This is a genomic window from Solibacillus sp. FSL W8-0372 (genome assembly GCF_037969735.1).
GTDB classification, from domain to species: Bacteria; Bacillota; Bacilli; order Bacillales_A; family Planococcaceae; genus Solibacillus; species Solibacillus faecavium.
Map to the genome: position 1 here is coordinate 1,853,342 of NZ_CP150204.1, position 18,796 is coordinate 1,872,137.

Genomic DNA, 18,796 nt, shown 5'->3' on the forward strand with positions numbered 1-18,796 from the left:
TGTCACACTATATCAATAATATCAGTTTAGAGGCGACTAGAAAAGGACAGACGATAATTTTTTTATTTTGTTTCCTATGTAAAATAAAAAAAGCAGTGGATAACGTAAAAATGCGCATCCACTGCTTGTCAATTATTCAGTTACTGTTGCTTCTTTTAACACTTCATCCGGAATTTTAATTGTATCTACCTCATCGAACTTCGAGTACACAACATTAACATCATTTTCGATCGTTGTTTCCTGACCTTCGATGTTAGTGATAATCTTTAAGTCCAAATCGATTTCCTTCGTATCAAATGTATCTTTTGCAACTACTATATTATACTGGGAATCTTCAAACGACATGTTCTCTAAAATATCGTTGGACATTTCCATGGATTCACCTAAGCTTGCACCCATTTGGGAAAGAATAAATTGTTTAAACTCATCACCTTGAATATTTAAGGTTAATAAGTAATTTTCATCGTCTTGTTCAAATGTAAACTCATCAATGAATTGCTGTAATTGTTCCAATTGGTCTGTTGCATTTGCCTGTGCCCCAGCTTGTGCCATAATTTGCTCATATTGCTCGTCCGGCAACTTGATCCATTCGTTTGTTTCGCCGTTCAACATATAAAACCCATCTTCTTCGGTCATGTACATTTCCATTGGCATATCGAATTTCTCGCCACTCATATCCATTTCAATATTACCGTTTGTATACATTGCCAATGGATTTTGTGTGATGTCCATTGCTAAATTAGAGGTACTCGTCATTTGCATTGTTTCGCCGTCCATCATTAAATTCGTCACTTGATCCATATTCGTTTCTGCATGGACGCTTTTTAAATTTTGTTGACGTTCCATTGCTTTTTCAAAGACTTGCTGCAATGTTAAGCTTGCTTCATCTTTAGTACCATCTACTGGTTCAGCTGTATCTCCGCAACCTGCTACAACTGCAATTGACAGTGCGCTCATAGCTAAATAATATCTTTTTTTCAAATTGTCCATCCCCTTAGTAAAAATAAACTACTTATATCCTATACCCTTATTTAGACAATTTTAGCAGTAGTAATAGATATTCGTTATATATACCCATCATTAAAATGTGTTTTATGAAATACGAACTAACCAAAATGCAGCAAATATCAATAAGCTATCAAAAATAAAGAGTCAGGAACTTTGATGCATTCCCAACCCTCTTATATCGATATAAAATTAGCGCCTTTATTCAAATATTGATTTGATATTGTTCTTCGATGAACTTATGTAATTCAACATAAGTTGCAAAGGCTACACCTAAGACGATTTCATTTTCATCGGCCCCTGCTGTAATCGAATGGTTTTCATTATAAATATGAAAATCGATAGGCAATTTCTTTATATCTTCATGGATATTGTGGGCAGCTTTATTTCGCCAATGGTTAAGCAACCTTAAGTTTTCATACAATTTTTGTTCGATTAAACCCATTGAATATACAAAATATAATTTTGTTGAATAATTGGAATCGAGTATAGGGATATATGTCTCCCCCTTATTCTTTTTCGAGAAATCCTCGACGCCAAAAGCCTTTGCTTTAATTAAGCTATTGATCGCATTTTCACAAAAAAGGTGCACTGTTACGATGTTTGATAATGGATCACTATTATTCATTATCCTTTGTACAAATATCTTCCCAACTTCTTTACTCATCTTTTCACCTCTTTTTATTCATTATTTGAAGAAAAGAGGATTTCCATAACATCATTTTTAAATAAATTTGACAGTCTATAAGCATAAAAAAGGCGCGAAGGACGAAGCCTTCTGCGCCGAAATCATTCGATGGCTAACCGACCATCATTAATAGTTTGATTCATTTTTATTTATTTATACATGTAATTACTGATTTTTTTAATTCAAACTTATCAACTATTTTCAGACTTCTTTTTAAGTTTAAACTTTTTATTACGCATTCGATCGACTAGGAACCCGCCTCTGAATGATTTAGGCTCATATGAAATGATAAATGCCTTAGGTTCAATTGATTCTACAAGATTGAACAATTCCTTTTCACGATTTCGCTTTGCCAAAATTTCGTATTTAAATCGGTCGCTGTCACGTCCTTGGCTAATATACGTCGTGATGGCAAATCCATTATCTCTTAACATATCAATTAATTCCTGATTTTTTTCCTGCGTGTTGATCGTAACAGAAACATAACCAACAGCTAGTTTACTTTCAATCATTGTTCCTAATGGGATTCCTAGACCAAAACCGAGTGCATATACGAGCATCGCTATGAAGTTTTGATCGCCGCTGAAAATGATAGATAATGCAAATACATTAATAAGTACTTCCATAACACCAAAAATCGAAGCGAGAAGTCGCATATTTTTTACTAAGAAAATCGTTCGCAATGTCATTAAAGGTACATAAACTAGTTGTATTGCCAAAATTAGTAGTATTTCTTGCATGTTAACGCCTCTTTCATAATAAATATTTTCTTTACTTCTACCCCAAAATTATTTTTATAGTCATATAATTTTATTAGAGTGGAGGAATGAAAATGGTAAAAAGCTTATGTAGACTACGTGTTACCCAAGAAATAAGTGCTTAAAATTATTCTGCAATGTTATTAATATTGATTGGATAAATTTAAAAGGCAACCTCAACTTTAATAGTGAGCTTGCCTTTTGGATATTCAAAAAATAGAAAAACGATTGCAAGAACGCAACCGTTTTCTAAGTTCTATTATTTTTGCTTTGATTCGAATGATTCATATCTTTGAATAAACGCAGATATATGAGCTCGAGTTAAAATTCGGTCAGGCTCGTATGCAACGATTGATTTAGCCGTAGTAATCCCATTATCCATGAAAAATTTAATGGCTTCGTTTTCACTTACTTGTTTACCTAAGTGGTAAGAGACCATCAATTGCGCTAATTTACCACGTTTAATACCACTTTCAGCTAAAGCTCTAGATGCTTTGGATTTTTCATTTGCCAGTACAGGCATTTTGTATTTTTCCGCCATGTTGTATATACCACTTCTGCTCCAAGACGACGTGCCTTTTACATTTGCTAATTCATCATTTTGAGCATAACGGAAGAATATTGTTAAGAAGTGAGCTTCCGTTAAATGTCTGTTCGGTTGTAGCTGGGTTTCGTATTTCTTTGTTTTTGCGTTCCATTCGTCATTGTACCCTTTAATTAAGCCTCGATCGATTGCCCAAATCATATCATCTTTCCACCAAGCTGTAGGGTTGAAATCAGCATACTTTTTAATATATTCTGAGTAGTCCGGTATAGGTGTAGTACCCTCTGCTGGACTCGGTACCGGTAACGTTGTCATTTCCGGGTACTCTAAATAACTTGAAGCTACATACCCCTCTGACCCGTCGCTTCTTTTTACTGGATACCAAACAAAATGGTTTTTCTTCGTTGAAACTTCATCGTATACAAATGGACCAGTAATGGTAACCATTTCGCCTTTATTTAAAGTACCCTTAATATTTTCATTATTCGTTGTAGGTGTTGACCTAAATTTAGGGTTAGCTGTTGCACTTACTTTTTGATTCGTTTTGAAAAAATACTTTGATTTTGTTAATGGTAAATCAAATTGATAATTCAGTGCTGAAAATTTAATATTTTCCTTGCTGTTAGAGTCATATTGGAAATGTTCACGTTTAAATGGCAGTTCCTTTAAGTTAATTAATTCAGATTTCTTAACAATTCCGAGAATTTTTTCTTGATAGGCATTAACATTTCTTTCACCCGTTGCTTGGACAATTGGACTATTTACTGGTTTAGTCCCGTTATAAGCCATAATCGCGAAATACCAATGTTCCAATACTTCTCTTTCCCCGCCGTTAATGCTAGGCAAATCCTTGCGATTAAACATTTTATCCAGCGTCTCTACGCCAGCCTGAATATTATAGACAAGATCACTTTTTAGCTTCTCTTGATCGTAGCGCGCTTGATTAGTAATTTGCATAAGACCAATTCCATTATCAGCCGTCACAATCGCTTTGCCATTCTGATCAAAATGTCGCCAATTTCCACTTTCACCTTCCGCAACCGCCTTCACAATTTCAGGAGGCACATTATATCTCAGTGCTGTTTCCGTTAACAAACAGTTCATTGTGGAATAGTCTGGGTTTACCTTTGATGATGTATCATACTCACATGTATCCGCAAATACATTTTGATTTATATTGATAGATAGGGAGAGTGCACCAATGGCAACAATACTAATCAATGGTTTCAATATCTTTTTCATATGTGATTATTACACTTCCTTTTATTTTGTAACATTGAAAGATTCAGTTACATGTTACCATAAATACCCTATTTGAGATAGTGTGAAAATTCGGCGATTTTTGTTACTTGATACACTGAATGCTTCCTATCAAAATCTGATACAATTCAGCAAAAGAATAGTAAAGCTTTCATTCGATAAATTCGTCCGTTGTATACTGTTAATTTTTTTATGAAAAATTTAAAACTATATCAACCATAAATTTCCTATGTTACAATTTTAATACGAGAAAGTATTAACATAGTTTTAGCAAAAGCTGATGTTTTAGGAGGATAGTATGGAATTTCTATTAGTATTTTTAATTTTACCTATTATCATTTATACTGTTTCATCAATAAGTTATTTGTTATTTAAAAAATGGTTCATCGCTCCATTAATCGTATTTAGCGTATTAACAATACTTACGTTTACAACATTTGGTGAAACATTCTTCTTTTGGGTGATTATATTTACGATTTTCTCGATCATCACTAGTATTATGAACACTATAAAAAGGAAAAGTACTTGTGCGTAAAGCTACATACAAGTACTTCTCCTCTATCATTACATAAGCTATTAGTCTGGCGTACATTAAGCACCATTATTTGGACTGGCTTACCCTTTAACTAACTATAATTTCTATTCAATTTTAGATAACTTTAATCCCATGTGCCCCCTAATGATTCAATAATATCGCCATCCGTTGATTGTACTTTCAATGGTTCGTTTATTTCATTTAGACCGATCTTTATAAAAGGAACTTTATCATCATCCCCTCCATCTACAAATTTCAAAATTATTTCTGTCGCCCCTCGTTTACTTACCTTTTTCACTTCAATCTCTTTTCCAAGGTATTTTTCCCCAAGCTGTAAAGTGATTGCTTTGCTACCTTCAGAAATAGTGGAAATTCGGTAACCTTCTGTTTCTACAGGAGCAGCGCTTGACTGTTCAATAATCCAGTAGCCATCTTCTGAAATTATGGCTATCCCGATTGTTGCAAAAAATAGAATAGGTAAAAGGAACAAACTAATTTTATCTTTTCTATTAAACGATTTTGATTTAACCTTAGGAATTAATAACGGTAACAGCAATGTCCCTACAATACTAACGACAAGAAATCCTACTGCTAAAAATAAATACCCCATTCCTTCGAATCCCCCAACGAGAAATAGGCTGTATGCCACAATCATTCCAGAAAACAAAAAGGTAATGACTGGTGCTAAATAATATTTGCTGCTCCTTTTTGAAGCAATAAAAACAAATGCAAAAAATATAATACCTAAAAACAATCCAAACAACATGACAAAATACATCAATTTAACACCTCCATTTATAAAAATAACTGCAACACTTTTTCTAAAAATAAAATAATTACTAAATCAATCACCAACGATATCCAGACCCATTTTTTATTGAAGAATGTAAACGCAAATACAAGTAGGAATATGGCAGCTGGTATGTAAAATAAAAATATCCCAGATTTGAAATACTCTAGCATCGATGTTACAGACTCCACACCATAATATTTAAAGCTGGAGTAAACAATATAAAATAAAATTAACGCTCTTACAGTAATAAGTAATAACTTTAATCCATTATTAAACTGCACTAATTTTTTTAAAGGCTTTAACTCCACATCCTCTGAGTATTCTTGCTTTGGCATACTGGAATTAAAGTTTTCTGTACGATCATATAATTTTTGGCAATCTTCACAGTAAGTGATATGTTCTAAAACAACCTGTCTCGGCTCATCATCCAGGTCATTGATGATGGGAATCAACTCCAGAGATAAAAGATGTATTTTTTTGAAAGAATCCATAGAATTACCTCACTTTAATCATTCTTTTTCTCATTCTGAACACAATCGATTTTATTGTGGATACGGGTATATTTAATAGATCACTAATCTCATTGTAATCATAACCATAATATTCTTTTGCTATAATAATTGCTTTTTCAGAAGTCGATAGCTTGCTTAAAACTATTTCCAATTCGTTATTAAGTGTTGCACTTACTTCAGGTGTATAATTATCAACCAACAACGTTTCAATAATATTCTCATCATGTAGCAACTCAGGCTTCTTCTTTTTATAATAATCTAGCAGTGTATTTTTAACCCCTGTTATTAACCAACTCCTCATATACTTAACTTCTGTAACTACTGAGGGTGAAACTAATATTTTTGTAAAAAAATCTTGAATAATATCATCAGCGATTACGTCACTTTTAGTTAGACCTATTAAAAAGTTTCTTAAATACGCATAATGCTCATTGTATATTTCTTCAATCAGAACTAAAGGATTCATTTTAGACATTTTTTAATCTCCCTGAATCATTTTCCCTTCACAAGTGAGACGACTAAGAATTTGCTAAAGTTGCTATTATTTTTTTAATTTACCATTTGGTCTTTTTATTACCTAATTAACTCACAATTTTATTTCATATGATAGTCGAGTAAACGAGTGAAACTTGAAACACGCTGAATACCTCTATTTACATGCTATTGATTCATTCAACTAAAAAAGCACCTAACAAGTTTTCACCTGTTAGGCACTTTCAAAATTACGTTATGGATAAACCCTTTGTATTCCTACTCTTGAATCGCAGCTTCTAACGCAATAACCATCATATCGTTGAACGTTGTTTGACGCTCTTCAGAAGTTGTTACTTCGCCAGTTAAGATGTGGTCAGATACAGTTAATACTGTAAGAGCTTGACGACCGAATTTAGCAGCTAATGTGTAAAGTGCAGATGTTTCCATCTCTACAGCTAACACACCGTATTGTGCTAATTTTTCGTTTTGTGCTTCATCTGAATAGAACATATCAGCAGTGAAAATGTTCCCTACACGCACGTTTAAGTCTGCTTCTTTTGCTGCATTGTATGCTTTTAATAATAAATCGAAGTCAGCTGTTGGTGCAAAATCAATTGTACCGCCAAAAATAACACGGTTTAAACTAGAATCCGTAGATGAAGATTGAGCAATGATTACATCGCGCACTTTTACATCTTTTTGGATCGCACCGCAAGTACCTACACGGATTAATTTTTGTACACCATACTCTTGCATTAATTCTGTCGCATAAATTGAAATCGAAGGTACACCCATGCCTGTACCTTGTACAGAAATACGTTTACCTTTATACGTACCTGTATAGCCTAAAATATTACGCACTTCATTATACTGAACAACATCTTCTAGAAATGTTTCAGCAATATATTTAGCACGCAACGGATCTCCTGGTAATAATACGATTTCTGCAATGTCGCCTTTTTTGGCATTAATGTGAACGCTCATTTATAAAACCTCTTTTCATCATAATTCTTCTAAATTGTAAACGTTTTCGTATAAATATTCAATCGTTAGACGTCTTGCTTTTTAAAAATATTGGTTAAACATACAATATTTTGTCAAATGTAAGCAATTTCACATCTACGGATTTTAGTACAACTATACCTAAAAATTCGTGGGTATGCAAAATATCAATTGAATTTAGCCTCATATAAATCCCACAGTGAATCAAACGCACTTATTGTTAAATATTCGTCTGCCTGTAATTCAATATAGGTCGAAAGCTCCTCGAAATTATCCGATTGCTTTGGAAATGAATGATCTATGAACATACTTTCAGCAAAACGAACTTTTTCATCAGACCATTCTCCCCCTCTATATGTTAATACATAGTGATAAAATGACTTTTTCAATATTTTCCCTCCTACTTATATATTTTTACATTATTGTAGTGAAAAATCCCCATTAGTGTAGTATTATAATAAAATATTGATTTTTCAGAAAAGATGGTGAATTTATGCAAAAGAAAAAAAAATCAAGTACGAAACGAGAAAAAACTAATAAAAAAATGAAAACTGCAAAAAAACCACTTCATTTCTTCCATCTCATTCGAGGTAAAATTTTAATTGCGTTTACAATTTTAATGGCAATTATCCTTGCTATGCAAATTTTATCGTATATTAATATAACAAACTTACAAAATAGCTTGCGTAGTTTTGCAGATGAAAATTTAAAACAGCAATTTCAAATTAACAACCTGGCTTCTGATATTGCAAAACTGTCAAGCCATGAACAGACCTACTTAATTACAGGTGACGAAAAGTATCTGCAATTATATGAGGATACGAAAGAACTAATACATAACAATCTGACATCTGTTCAGAAATCCTTTGAAAATCAGGATGAAGAGTTGAAGATTGTTGGACAAATTCAGCAATTTTATACGAATTATTTATCCTATTCTAAATCTACAATTGATGTACGTCAAAAATACGGATATGAAAATGCGGCAAAACTCTTTCAAAATAGCGGAAGCCAAAGCTTCAAATCATATATTGATGATAATACATCTAAATTGATTCAAATTTTAGAACAACGTAACGAGGAATCCATAACGGATTTAGAGCAATTTGCTTTAGCCTCTAAAATTTCTTTTTTTGTATTAGCTTTTATTGCGATTATATTGACCATGACGTTGGGCTATATGCTATTTAAATCAATCCGTAGAAATACAAAAGCAATTAATGAGTCCATTTTGGATATTGCACAAGCTGGCGGCGATCTAACACGTCGTGTAAATGTTAAAACTAAAGATGAATTTTCTGAAATTGCCAACTCAACAAATATTCTAATCGAGTCTATATCCGTATTAATAAAGCGTGTTTCTAACCTCGCAGATAATGTGTCAGGCAGTTCTCAGGAATTAATGGCTTTAGCAGATGAGAATGCACGTACGATTGATTTTATTGCAGACTCTACGATGGATATTGCGAATGATAGCACAGAGATTTTAACTAGTATCGGAAATGCAGCAAACGAAATGCAAAAGCTTGAGCAATCGATGCATGAGTTAAATGAAAAGGCATTGGAAGTTCAACAGGCCGCTCTACACATGAAGGATGCTGCACATCTCGGTAGTAATTCGGTTACGCAATCTTCAAACGTGATGTTAGAAATTGAAGAAACGATGGCAACTACATCGGCAACAGTTGAAAATTTAGGCCGTAAATCTGAAAATATTACATCTATTATTAGTACCATTACAGCAATTGCTGAACAAACAAACTTATTGGCTTTAAACGCTGCAATCGAAGCCGCACGTGCTGGAGAGCATGGACGTGGATTTGCCGTTGTTGCTGATGAAGTACGAAAGCTTGCAGAGCAATCTCAGCAGGCTGCAAGTGAAGTAGCAGTAATTGTCGGATCTATTCAGTCCGAAGTGAAATCCATCATTGCCCAAAACCAAACAGGCGTACAAAAAGTAATTCGCGGTGTCGAAGTAACAAATGAAACAACGGATTCTTTGCAAAATATTTTGTTACAGACAGAAAAAACATCGGATATTTTAACACATATGGTTGGTCAAATTGAGCAAACATTGCACAATAGTCACGATGTGAATTCTTCCTTTGTTCATGTTGCTGCGGTTGCAGATAATACAGCCGCTAACACGGAACGCAGTGCAGCTGCTGCTTCTCAAGGCTCGGCTTCGATGGAGGAAATTAATGCGTCGGCTGTCGAATTGGCCGCGCAAGCTGATAATTTACGAAGTGTTGTTAGTGAATTTAAAATTTAACATTAAAAAACAACTCGCTTATGGGATTCCATAAGCGAGTTGTTTTTATTTGAACATTGATAAATATTGAGGATAACCTTCCTTTTCCAATTCTGAAACTGGAATAAAGCGTAATGCTGCAGAATTGATGCAGTAACGTAATCCGCCTAATTCCTGTGGTCCATCCGGAAACACATGTCCTAAATGCGAATCGGCAGTTTTACTTCGAACTTCTACACGACGCATGCCGTGAGAAGTATCAAAATGCTCCGTCACTTCCACTTGTTCGATTGGTTTTGAAAACGATGGCCAACCACAGCCGGCATCATATTTATCCTTTGAACTGAATAATGGTTTCCCGGATACAATATCAACATAGATTCCATCTTCAAAAACATCGTTGTATTCATTTCTAAATGGCGGTTCAGTTCCTTGATTTTGCGTAACATGATACTGCATCTCTGTTAATTGCTTTAAGCGTTCTTCTTTATTCATTTACTTCGACCCCCAATGTTTTTCAATAAATCCAGCTCGCCCCGAACCAATGGAATAGCGCTCGTAATGAGCAGGATTCTTTTTATAGTAATGTTGGTGATATTCTTCAGCCACATAGAACGGCTTTGCTTCTAAAATCTTTACAGCAATTGGTGCTTTGAATTTCCCGCTTGCTTCCAACTTCGCCTTTGATTGTTCGGCAATTTGTTTTTGAACATCATCATGATAAAAAATAGCCGTTGAATAGGATTCTCCGCGGTCATAAAATTGGCCGCCCGCATCAGTAGGATCAATTAATGTCCAATAAAGCTCAACTAATTTTTCATAAGGGTAAATAGCTGGATCAAATGTTATTTGTACAGCCTCTAAATGACCAGTTGTCTCACTGCAAACTTGTTCGTATGTTGGATTCTCAACATGTCCCCCTGTATAGCCTGACATAACCTCTATAATACCGGGTTGTGTATCAAATGGCTTTACCATACACCAGAAGCATCCCCCTGCAAATGTCGCTTTTTCATATGTCATAAATCTGCCTCCTAGTTTTATTCGTTTGGAATAACTACTTCTAATTCTATTTTATCATTAGGAAGATCAATTTCCTTTGCTCGGACTCTTGAACCGCTTGCAATATTAATACGAGATAAATCTACATAAATTTCCTCGTCGTTTGGCTTCACCATAATCCAATTTGGAAAATCAACCGCGTCATCAATCATTTTCAATACAAATTCCGGTGGTATATTTGCTTTCCCGACATGGACTGCCTCTTGATTCAATACAATGTTTCCGTCCTTTACAACCGGGGTGAAATCCATCTGAATCGGCAAGTCGAAATTAAAAATGGTTAATGTACTGTATAAATAAATTTTCTCATCAATAACGATTTCTACAGGAACTGGGGATTGTTTCATCGCTGCTGTTAAATATTGTTTCGCAATTGCTTCAAATTCCTTTGCTGTCGTTTCAACTTTTAATATATTGCCCTCTATCGGGAGTGGAGGTTGTTCTGTGACTTGTTTTCCATCTGCAGTTAAAAGATACAGAACCGTAGCTAGTGTTAATAACACTGTGCCCGCTAGTAATAAAAATGCTACTTTCCATTTGTTCATATACTCACTCCCCAAATCCTATTAAACCGTCTGACATCTCTTCTATGTTACATGCTTGCATTGTTTCAATAATGCGTTCTGCCATGCGGTCGTATCCTGTGCTGTTCGGATGAAAGAAGTCTACATGATATACCATATCCTCATTTGACACAAATAAATCCTCTACAGTTACAAAACATGCTTTTCCGTCCTTTACTGCCAATTGTTCGATGGAGTAGTTCCATTCAGCAATAATTGGATCAAAAGGTGTTACTTCATCTACTACAATCGAAAAAGGGTTATAAAAACCGACTAGAATAATTGGTGCATCGGCATTAATTTCACGTATTTCTGTAATTACCTGTTCATAGCGTTCATTAAAACGAGGTAATTCTTTGTCAAACATTGTTTTAGTCATTGTAAATAAATTATTTTTCACTATTTTCATGACATCATTACCACCAAGTGATATAGAGATAAGGTCTGCTTCTGCCAGCTCCTCATCATAATGTCCACGCTGTAATAAATCTAAAAGCTGATCGCTGCGTCGACCATTTTTCCCACGGTTATCAAGTTCTACCGATTCAATCATCGGCCATTTTTCAAGCTCTTCCTGTAATCGTATCGTATAGCCATATTCCATGGTTTCATCGCCAACACCACGTGTCAATGAGTCTCCTAAAGCTAAATACTGTATAGGTTGAGCATTATCTTCTTTACGAGTGGACCAATCTAGTTGAAATACATCATTTATTATATCGAAGAAGCCCGTAGTTTTTTGTTCAGATTCATCTTCCGGACTGGATTGCTCATTATTTTCAGTACTCGAATTGTCGGTTAATTGCTCTTCCACTAGATTCGGGTCAACTGTAATGGAGCATGCGGACAAAACAATAACAGCCAAAGTTGCGAGTAAGAACCGCCACATACAATTTCCCCCTTTATATTATATTATAAAATATTTTCTGCACCATGAGGAATGATTTGCCTATAAACATCTGGATCTATGGAAAATTATCATTATTTTATATTATGTAAGTAATTGCATAAAGAATCTCAATCACAAATAAAAAGGGTAATTCTAGAGGTACTGACCTTTAGAATTACCCTATTTTTATTCGGTATAATACATAAAGCCGATTGCACCTTCACCAGTGTGTGTACTAATTACCGGCGATGTAAATGCTACTTCTACTTCTCCTGTAAAGCCTGTCGCTTTTACTTGCTCTATTAATGGATTAACTAATGTATCCATTGAATTCGCATGAGAGATTCCTACAGACATTACTTTTTTGCCTTTTGTATCTTTTTCAAATTCACTCATTAAAAATTTTATGATTTGCTTATAGCTTCGTGGTTTGGCACAAATAGTAACTTCGCCAATATCCAAGTGGCCAATCGGTTTAATATTCAGCAATGAGCTGACTACCGCTTTACCTTTTCCGATTCGTCCGCCCTTCACCATGTTTTCCAATGTATCCAGTGCAACGAAAAGACGTGTGTTTTCACGGACTTTGTTAACCCCTGCCACAATTTCCTCTACAGATGCTCCAGCGTCACGTAATCGAATTGCTTCACGAAGTTGGAAGGCAAGCCCGAATGCGATATAGCGTGAATCAATTACTGTAACATCCGCACTACTCATTTCTGCTGCCTGGCTAGCAGATTGGTATGTTCCACTCATACCGCCTGTCATGTGAATGGAGACAACTTGCGCCCCACCCTTCCCTAACTCATCATACAATTCTTTAAATACGCCCGGAGAAGGCTGAGAGCTTTTAGGCAACTCTTTTGCTGTTTTTAATAATTCGATAAATGTATCCGGTTGCAGGTTTACGCGATCTGTATACGTTTTATCATCAATTTGTACTGTTAGTGGTACTACATGGATTCCATGCTGTTGAATTTCTGCATCTGTTAAATCACATGTAGAGTCCGTTACAATATGAATTTGACTCAAAGAAAACACATCCTTTTTCTATCTTCCTTACTATTATAAAGAAATCATTTTTGTTTACCAATATGACATTTGTCATAGCAAAACATGTCTCTTTATCATCACTCTATTATGACATATAGTAGTATAACATTATGACATTCAACTATCACAATTATTTACAATTCGTACTATACTGATATAAAGAGGAGTGTGATGTACGATGCAAAAAATAGATACATTCGATTACAAAAGTTGGAAGGAAGAGTTGTGGAACGCGATTACACATGGCATTGGCCTGGCAATTAGTATTCCCGTCTGTATATTGCTTATTATCTATTCGGCAATAAATGGATCCGCCTTGCATGTTACTTCATACGCCATTTTTGGAGCTTCATTAATCTTGTTGTTTTTAATGTCAACGCTATTACATAGTGTGCCGGAAAAATATAAACGTATCTTTGCAATTTTAGATCATTCATCGATCTATATATTAATTGCAGGTACCTATACCCCATTTTTACTTATAGCAATCGGAGGAACATTTGGCATTGTCATGCTATGTATTATATGGTCCCTAGCGATTTTAGGGGTTGTATTTAAAATCTTGTTTATCCATCGGTTTGAAAAATTATCTTTAGTATTATATATAGCGATGGGATGGCTAATTATTATCGCCATTCGTCCCCTCTACAGTTTTTTAACTTTTGATGGGTTTATGCTACTTTTATATGGCGGGTTATTTTTTACTTTCGGTGCCATTTTCTACGCTTGGACTAGGCTACCTTATAACCATGCAATTTGGCATTTATTCGTAATTGCAGGTTGTGGCTGCATGGTTGCCTGCGTTTATTTATACTTAATTTAACCTAATTAAAAAATAACGAGTTCGGTTAATGGTGAGAAAACAATAAATAACACAGCTTTCGGGGATACAATTCTATTTGAATTGGTGTCCCCGTTTTTGTTGTTATATCAACGGACCGCAATTATCACAGAGATTAATAAGAGTACATAAATTTATGTACCTATGCTAATTCACTTGTTAAAACACTTGCTGATTGAATATTGGAATGAATAATTTAGTGGTAATAAAAGGAATATATATTAAAATATAGTTCATCACCATAAGTTGGCGATGACAAAAGTGAAAAATAATATTTTCTAATCAAGTCCGTTCTGCTACGTTATGGGGAAAACGCGTTGAAGCAAGTATTTTGAAGCTCGCGTCCGTTGTACTACGTTCCGGGGCAGGCTTTCCGGGCGGCGTGGCTCCAAAGCTTTTGTCAAAAAGCTTTGCGACGAAAGCGGCAGCGACAGGAGCAACTATTTTCCGCGCACGCTTAATCGCCAAGGAGTCCGCCCCTACACTTCGCACAACTCTTTTCGTTGAAGCGAGTAATTTGGCGGCTCACCCTCCGCTCCGTGTCACTCTACTTGGGGTAAAGTAAATTTCTGCAAAAAATGAAGATATAAAACATAGCATTTCCGCTCTCTTCCGCCTCGCGATAGCGCAAGCGGCTTGATTAGGTGTTTTTTACTTCACTTTATAACGAGGGCAAAATTTTGAGATTGGTGGGCCTCGCAAACGGCAATAAAGGCAGTGATAAAGACACTTCAAGTGGCTTTAGCGCTGTCTTGCCGTAGCCCACCAATCAATCAAGTGAAATTTTATTAGAAAAGCAACCCCATGTTATGGTGATGAGCCTAAAATATTGAACAATATGAAATGCTGTTATTTAACTAATTGGGCAGGTTAGTGTTAGAAGGTTTGCCGATTCTAGTTATGTAAACTAACTATAAAGGAGGAGACGTTATTTATGATAAATATTTTCGTTGGATTAATCTTTGTTTTCTTCAAAACAAATTTAAGTTTTTTGGATATCGGAGCGACTTATTATTTAACCAATATAATTGGATACATATCGATACTTTTTGGGATAATCGAATTGGGAAGAACAAATCAAAGACTGTTAAAGGTTAGACCTTATGTAATGATAATGATCGCTCACAGTTTTATCTTTTTCTTATTAAATGTAACAGGTAATTCGCCGTTAACGATGGCTTTTTCAACTTCACTTGCAACAATTATAGCTTATGGTGGGCTTGTGTTTATTGTTGCAGGTATGTTTTTAATATTTGCTATTATCTCAGAACTATTGGACGATTTAAATAGTAAAAAGAATAAAGAGCTGTTATACAATCTAATTAACATTATGATGTTGCTATTCATTCTAGCAGGTATAAGTGCTTACTTTAACATGCTAGCCACTACTATAATGGGTACTTTATTGTTACTGGAAGTATTATTTTTAATTAGCTATTATTACGTTTTCCTATCAAAAAATGAAAAATATACATAAAAGTTTTCCCCATCTACGTTCGTGTAAGGCCGCACCTATGGAAGCGTCTCGGAATGGCAATCTTTTTTTATGCCAGCAAAAAATGCCATTGCTCTCAAGGAGAATAATGGCATTACTTTTTATTTTTCGTAAATACAGTATTGGAATGTAAAGCCTTCGTCCGACTTTACTGGCTCAAGACAAGAAGTTTTGTTCCAATCGTCGTAGGTTGGAAAGTAAGTATCTCCCTTAAATGTATGGTTGATTAAAGTAATGTACAGCTTATCAGCTATCGGCATTACTTGTTCAAAAATTTGAGCGCCGCCAATAATCATGATTTCCTCAGCATCCTGAACGAGTGCCAATGCTTCCTGAAGGCTTCCTACAACTTCTATTCCTTCTGCTTTATAATCTGTATTTCTTGTGATCACAATATTACGACGACCTGGTAATGGGCGTCCAATCGATTCGAAAGTTTTTCGTCCCATGACAATTGGCTTGCCCATTGTCATCTCTTTAAAATATTTCAAGTCACCAGGCAAGTGCCAAGGAAGCTCATTTTTATAACCAATAACCCGATTTTCATCATGTGCAACAATTAGTGAAATCATCTCTATTCCCCTTTATACCGCAATCGGTGCTTTAATCGATGGATGTGGATTATAGCCTTCAATCGTTAAATCTTCTAATTCAATATCAAAAATCGATTGCTTATCTGTATTAATAGTTAATGTTGGTAAGTCTCTTGGCTCACGTGACAGCTGTTCTTGCACTTGCTCAACATGGTTTAAATAAATATGTGCATCTCCGACTGTATGAATAAATTCACCAACTTCAAGATTACACTCTTTAGCCATTAAATAAAGCAGCAATGCATAAGAAGTAATATTGTAATTAATTCCTAAAAAAGTGTCTCCGCTACGTTGATATAATTGACAGCTCAATTTATTATTAGCAACATAAAATTGGAACATGACATGACAAGGAGGCAATGCAGCTTTACTTCCTTTTGCACCGGCATTTATTACGTCTTCTGGGTTCCATGCATTTACAATTAATCGACGTGAATCAGGATTCGTTTTGATTTGGTTTATGACATCTTTTATTTGATCAATTTCATTTCCTTCAGAGTCTGTCCAACGTCTCCATTGCTTACCATAGACATTTCCTAAATCGCCGTATTTTTCAGCAAATTCATCATCAGTTAATACTCGATCACAGAAATCTTTCAGTTCTTTTTTGTACAGTAAATTAAATTCTTCGTCTTCTAAACAACGACGGCCGAAATCCGTCATATCCGGGCCTTCGTATTCGTCCGATTCAACCCATTTCTTAAATGCCCACTCGTCCCAGATGTGGTTATTATGCTGCAAAAGATAACGAATATTTGTATCACCTTTAATAAACCATAATAATTCACTAGCAATTAGTTTAAATGATGTTCTTTTAGTTGTGAATAATGGGAAACCTTTTGATAAGTCGAAACGCATTTGATAACCAAAAACGCTAATTGTACCAGTCCCAGTGCGGTCTTCTTTTTTTACCCCGTTATCTAAAATGTATTTCATAAAATCTAAATATGTTTTTTCTAATTCATTCGACAAGATAAACACCCTCCAAATTCATTTCATCTCTATTATAGCTATAAAAAATAATTTATGTAACAAACATATAGGCTATTTCTTTTAAATGCACCTTTTTCTCTACACGAGCGTCTTATTAAAGAACGGATAATATATTAACATAACTATTAAGAGGATATAATATGGAACAACAAATTTTAGACCTCGTACAGAATGAAAAACCGTATGCATGGCTTTATCAGTTTTTAATAATGGTGCTAGTTTCTATGATTCCATTTGCGCCTATCCCCGTGCTGGCCGCGTACATTGCCAGTCATCATGATTTTATGCCGGGTTTGATGATTAACCTGCTCGGGACGACTACGGGATCCATTTTATTATTTTTACTAAGTAAGAATTTATTACGAAGCGTTGCACTAAAATACTTAACAAAACATCAATATTTGACGAAATATGTAGAGCTCATTCAAACAAATGGCTTTTTAGCAGTACTCCTCGGGCGCCTTATCCCTATCCTACCTCCCGCAGGTGTAAATTTAATTGCAGGTATTTCTAATGTCCACGTAATCGCCTTTATTGCCGCAACAATTATAGGGAAGCTACCCACTATCTTAGCCTTTTCACTAGCAGGACATCAAATAGCTTCAGGAAACTGGGAGATTATATTGATCATTGCCCTTTACTTAGTCGCGTTATTCTTACTCGGAAGAAAAATAAAACAAAAGTGGACCCGTTAATTCAGAAAATGAACGGAGAGATTATATGAATAATGAATGGGAAAAAGATATAAGTTCTCTTTCAAAAATTAAAGTTTTTTCAAATCCTAATAACCAGCCGGTAACTATAATTGGGGATGCGGATAATTTGAAGTGTATTGGTGTCGGTACAGATGCAGCCGTTTTTCAGTCTCTTTCTGCTCCCGCTTATGCGTTTAAATTATATGCACAAGATAAAGTAGAAAAAGTAAAAATGGAAGCAAATGTTTATGAACAATTAGGAGAATCACCTTTCTTTCCCATGTGTTATGCTTCATCCGACGAATACCTCGTTTTAAGTTACGAAGAAGGAAAAACGCTATTTGACTGCATTCTGCAAGGTATCCCTATCCCGCAGCACGTTGTGAGTGAAGTGGAGGATGCCAGAGAATACGTACGCAGTAAAGGATTGAACCCACGTGATATCCATATGAAAAACATTTTACTTCAACATGGCAAAGCAAAAATAATCGATGTGTCTGAATATACACAATCCGGCAATGATTTTCGTTGGGAACATTTAAAAAGAGGTTATGAGCAGTACTATCATTTAATTGAAGGAAATGCTGTGCCGTTTTGGCTAGTAGTAACAATTCAAAAGTGGTATAACCAGCGAGGAGAAACGTCTTTTTCATATGAAGAATTCACGAAAACTATTTCAAAGCTTATATTTAAAAAATAAGCTCTTATAAGCAAAAAGGTTTTGAACTATGTATGGAAATTTATAAAATATGACAACATAAAAGGCGCTACTCGTATTTCATTTGCTGAG

At 35.0% G+C, this 18,796-nt stretch carries 23 protein-coding genes; 7 read left to right on the plus strand and 16 right to left on the minus strand.

Annotated features, from left to right (window positions below; all coding sequences use genetic code 11):
- Nucleotides 1-132: 132 nt before the first annotated feature.
- The 4 genes from MKY13_RS09095 to MKY13_RS09110 all read right to left on the minus strand — a co-directional run bounded on the left by MKY13_RS09095 (nucleotide 133) and on the right by MKY13_RS09110 (nucleotide 4,237).
- Nucleotides 133-981 (minus strand): DUF6612 family protein, encoded by an 849-nt coding sequence (locus MKY13_RS09095; protein WP_339216660.1) that lies wholly within the window; start codon nucleotides 979-981, stop codon nucleotides 133-135.
- Between the two features lie 229 nt (nucleotides 982-1,210).
- Nucleotides 1,211-1,633, minus strand: a complete 423-nt coding sequence (locus MKY13_RS09100; protein ID WP_339216663.1) for an RND transporter — start codon at nucleotides 1,631-1,633, stop codon at nucleotides 1,211-1,213.
- Nucleotides 1,634-1,884: 251 nt separating this feature from the next.
- A complete protein-coding gene (locus MKY13_RS09105) occupies nucleotides 1,885-2,433 on the minus strand; it encodes a DUF2179 domain-containing protein (protein ID WP_191698957.1) in 549 nt (182 codons plus the stop codon).
- A gap of 277 nt (nucleotides 2,434-2,710) precedes the next feature.
- Nucleotides 2,711-4,237, minus strand: a complete 1,527-nt coding sequence (locus tag MKY13_RS09110) for a transglycosylase SLT domain-containing protein (RefSeq protein ID WP_339216667.1) — start codon at nucleotides 4,235-4,237, stop codon at nucleotides 2,711-2,713.
- A gap of 316 nt (nucleotides 4,238-4,553) precedes the next feature.
- Between MKY13_RS09110 and MKY13_RS09115 the strand changes: the two genes are divergently transcribed.
- Entirely contained in the window at nucleotides 4,554-4,790 is a 237-nt protein-coding gene (locus MKY13_RS09115; RefSeq protein WP_191698955.1) for a DUF2651 family protein, read from the plus strand.
- A 124-nt stretch (nucleotides 4,791-4,914) separates the two neighbouring features.
- On the opposite strand, the gene MKY13_RS09120 is transcribed toward MKY13_RS09115, so the two are convergent.
- The 5 genes from MKY13_RS09120 to MKY13_RS09140 all read right to left on the minus strand — a co-directional run bounded on the left by MKY13_RS09120 (nucleotide 4,915) and on the right by MKY13_RS09140 (nucleotide 7,960).
- The gene (locus tag MKY13_RS09120) at nucleotides 4,915-5,568 is read right to left on the minus strand and encodes a YesK family protein (protein WP_191699417.1); all 654 of its coding nucleotides are present in this window, start codon (nucleotides 5,566-5,568) and stop codon (nucleotides 4,915-4,917) included.
- 17 nt (nucleotides 5,569-5,585) lie between these two features.
- Complete coding sequence (locus MKY13_RS09125) at nucleotides 5,586-6,074, minus strand: hypothetical protein (protein WP_191698954.1); 489 nt, start codon at nucleotides 6,072-6,074, stop codon at nucleotides 5,586-5,588.
- A 4-nt stretch (nucleotides 6,075-6,078) separates the two neighbouring features.
- Entirely contained in the window at nucleotides 6,079-6,570 is a 492-nt protein-coding gene (locus MKY13_RS09130; RefSeq protein WP_191698953.1) for an RNA polymerase sigma factor, read from the minus strand.
- A gap of 275 nt (nucleotides 6,571-6,845) precedes the next feature.
- A complete protein-coding gene (deoD, locus tag MKY13_RS09135; protein ID WP_191698952.1) occupies nucleotides 6,846-7,553 on the minus strand; it encodes a purine-nucleoside phosphorylase in 708 nt (235 codons plus the stop codon).
- A gap of 185 nt (nucleotides 7,554-7,738) precedes the next feature.
- A complete protein-coding gene (locus MKY13_RS09140; protein ID WP_191698951.1) occupies nucleotides 7,739-7,960 on the minus strand; it encodes a YozE family protein in 222 nt (73 codons plus the stop codon).
- Between the two features lie 104 nt (nucleotides 7,961-8,064).
- Here MKY13_RS09140 and MKY13_RS09145 point away from each other — a divergent pair, with 104 nt between their 5' ends.
- Complete coding sequence (locus MKY13_RS09145; protein ID WP_191698950.1) at nucleotides 8,065-9,843, plus strand: methyl-accepting chemotaxis protein; 1,779 nt, start codon at nucleotides 8,065-8,067, stop codon at nucleotides 9,841-9,843.
- 45 nt (nucleotides 9,844-9,888) lie between these two features.
- Here MKY13_RS09145 and msrB read toward each other — a convergent pair whose 3' ends face one another.
- The 5 genes from msrB to MKY13_RS09170 form a co-directional block, all read right to left on the minus strand.
- The gene (gene msrB / locus MKY13_RS09150) at nucleotides 9,889-10,317 is read right to left on the minus strand and encodes a peptide-methionine (R)-S-oxide reductase MsrB (protein WP_191698949.1); all 429 of its coding nucleotides are present in this window, start codon (nucleotides 10,315-10,317) and stop codon (nucleotides 9,889-9,891) included.
- Complete coding sequence (msrA, locus tag MKY13_RS09155; protein ID WP_191698948.1) at nucleotides 10,318-10,845, minus strand: peptide-methionine (S)-S-oxide reductase MsrA; 528 nt, start codon at nucleotides 10,843-10,845, stop codon at nucleotides 10,318-10,320. It lies immediately after the preceding gene.
- 17 nt (nucleotides 10,846-10,862) lie between these two features.
- Nucleotides 10,863-11,429 carry a YpmS family protein gene (locus MKY13_RS09160; RefSeq protein WP_339216672.1) on the minus strand — a complete coding sequence of 189 codons (567 nt, stop codon included), beginning with the start codon at nucleotides 11,427-11,429 and terminating at the stop codon, nucleotides 10,863-10,865.
- 4 nt (nucleotides 11,430-11,433) lie between these two features.
- A complete protein-coding gene (locus tag MKY13_RS09165; protein ID WP_191698946.1) occupies nucleotides 11,434-12,336 on the minus strand; it encodes a GDSL-type esterase/lipase family protein in 903 nt (300 codons plus the stop codon).
- A 186-nt stretch (nucleotides 12,337-12,522) separates the two neighbouring features.
- Nucleotides 12,523-13,368 (minus strand): DegV family protein, encoded by an 846-nt coding sequence (locus tag MKY13_RS09170; RefSeq protein WP_339216674.1) that lies wholly within the window; start codon nucleotides 13,366-13,368, stop codon nucleotides 12,523-12,525.
- 199 nt (nucleotides 13,369-13,567) lie between these two features.
- Between MKY13_RS09170 and MKY13_RS09175 the strand changes: the two genes are divergently transcribed.
- The 3 genes from MKY13_RS09175 (at nucleotide 13,568) to MKY13_RS09185 (ending at nucleotide 15,707) form a co-directional block, all read left to right on the plus strand.
- Nucleotides 13,568-14,212: a hemolysin III family protein gene (locus tag MKY13_RS09175; RefSeq protein ID WP_339216676.1), complete on the plus strand. Its 645-nt coding sequence runs from the start codon at nucleotides 13,568-13,570 to the stop codon at nucleotides 14,210-14,212.
- A 349-nt stretch (nucleotides 14,213-14,561) separates the two neighbouring features.
- On the plus strand, nucleotides 14,562-14,795 hold the full coding sequence (locus MKY13_RS09180; protein WP_339216678.1) for a hypothetical protein: 234 nt from the start codon (nucleotides 14,562-14,564) through the stop codon (nucleotides 14,793-14,795).
- 369 nt (nucleotides 14,796-15,164) lie between these two features.
- Nucleotides 15,165-15,707 (plus strand): hypothetical protein, encoded by a 543-nt coding sequence (locus MKY13_RS09185; protein WP_339216680.1) that lies wholly within the window; start codon nucleotides 15,165-15,167, stop codon nucleotides 15,705-15,707.
- Nucleotides 15,708-15,826: 119 nt separating this feature from the next.
- On the opposite strand, the gene MKY13_RS09190 is transcribed toward MKY13_RS09185, so the two are convergent.
- Both MKY13_RS09190 and MKY13_RS09195 read right to left on the minus strand, forming a co-directional pair.
- Nucleotides 15,827-16,297 (minus strand): dihydrofolate reductase, encoded by a 471-nt coding sequence (locus MKY13_RS09190; RefSeq protein WP_339216682.1) that lies wholly within the window; start codon nucleotides 16,295-16,297, stop codon nucleotides 15,827-15,829.
- A gap of 12 nt (nucleotides 16,298-16,309) precedes the next feature.
- Complete coding sequence (locus MKY13_RS09195) at nucleotides 16,310-17,290, minus strand: thymidylate synthase (RefSeq protein ID WP_339216684.1); 981 nt, start codon at nucleotides 17,288-17,290, stop codon at nucleotides 16,310-16,312.
- Between the two features lie 161 nt (nucleotides 17,291-17,451).
- Here MKY13_RS09195 and MKY13_RS09200 point away from each other — a divergent pair, with 161 nt between their 5' ends.
- Entirely contained in the window at nucleotides 17,452-18,006 is a 555-nt protein-coding gene (locus tag MKY13_RS09200; RefSeq protein ID WP_339216686.1) for a VTT domain-containing protein, read from the plus strand.
- A gap of 25 nt (nucleotides 18,007-18,031) precedes the next feature.
- Entirely contained in the window at nucleotides 18,032-18,706 is a 675-nt protein-coding gene (locus tag MKY13_RS09205; protein WP_339216688.1) for a serine/threonine protein kinase, read from the plus strand.
- Nucleotides 18,707-18,796: the final 90 nt, after the last annotated feature.

What these genes read in the sequence shown, in the direction of transcription:
- MKY13_RS09100 (WP_339216663.1), bottom strand. Translation starts at nt 1,633, where the DNA reads ATGAATAATAGTGATCCATTATCAAACATCGTAACAGTGCACCTTTTT.
- MKY13_RS09105 (WP_191698957.1), bottom strand. Translation starts at nt 2,433, where the DNA reads ATGCAAGAAATACTACTAATTTTGGCAATACAACTAGTTTATGTACCT.
- MKY13_RS09110 (WP_339216667.1), bottom strand. Translation starts at nt 4,237, where the DNA reads ATGAAAAAGATATTGAAACCATTGATTAGTATTGTTGCCATTGGTGCA.
- MKY13_RS09115 (WP_191698955.1), top strand. Translation starts at nt 4,554, where the DNA reads ATGGAATTTCTATTAGTATTTTTAATTTTACCTATTATCATTTATACT.
- MKY13_RS09120 (WP_191699417.1), bottom strand. Translation starts at nt 5,568, where the DNA reads ATGTATTTTGTCATGTTGTTTGGATTGTTTTTAGGTATTATATTTTTT.
- MKY13_RS09125 (WP_191698954.1), bottom strand. Translation starts at nt 6,074, where the DNA reads ATGGATTCTTTCAAAAAAATACATCTTTTATCTCTGGAGTTGATTCCC.
- MKY13_RS09130 (WP_191698953.1), bottom strand. Translation starts at nt 6,570, where the DNA reads ATGTCTAAAATGAATCCTTTAGTTCTGATTGAAGAAATATACAATGAG.
- deoD (WP_191698952.1), bottom strand. Translation starts at nt 7,553, where the DNA reads ATGAGCGTTCACATTAATGCCAAAAAAGGCGACATTGCAGAAATCGTA.
- MKY13_RS09145 (WP_191698950.1), top strand. Translation starts at nt 8,065, where the DNA reads ATGCAAAAGAAAAAAAAATCAAGTACGAAACGAGAAAAAACTAATAAA.
- msrB (WP_191698949.1), bottom strand. Translation starts at nt 10,317, where the DNA reads ATGAATAAAGAAGAACGCTTAAAGCAATTAACAGAGATGCAGTATCAT.
- msrA (WP_191698948.1), bottom strand. Translation starts at nt 10,845, where the DNA reads ATGACATATGAAAAAGCGACATTTGCAGGGGGATGCTTCTGGTGTATG.
- MKY13_RS09160 (WP_339216672.1), bottom strand. Translation starts at nt 11,429, where the DNA reads ATGAACAAATGGAAAGTAGCATTTTTATTACTAGCGGGCACAGTGTTA.
- MKY13_RS09165 (WP_191698946.1), bottom strand. Translation starts at nt 12,336, where the DNA reads ATGTGGCGGTTCTTACTCGCAACTTTGGCTGTTATTGTTTTGTCCGCA.
- MKY13_RS09175 (WP_339216676.1), top strand. Translation starts at nt 13,568, where the DNA reads ATGCAAAAAATAGATACATTCGATTACAAAAGTTGGAAGGAAGAGTTG.
- MKY13_RS09185 (WP_339216680.1), top strand. Translation starts at nt 15,165, where the DNA reads ATGATAAATATTTTCGTTGGATTAATCTTTGTTTTCTTCAAAACAAAT.
- MKY13_RS09190 (WP_339216682.1), bottom strand. Translation starts at nt 16,297, where the DNA reads ATGATTTCACTAATTGTTGCACATGATGAAAATCGGGTTATTGGTTAT.
- MKY13_RS09200 (WP_339216686.1), top strand. Translation starts at nt 17,452, where the DNA reads ATGGAACAACAAATTTTAGACCTCGTACAGAATGAAAAACCGTATGCA.
- MKY13_RS09205 (WP_339216688.1), top strand. Translation starts at nt 18,032, where the DNA reads ATGAATAATGAATGGGAAAAAGATATAAGTTCTCTTTCAAAAATTAAA.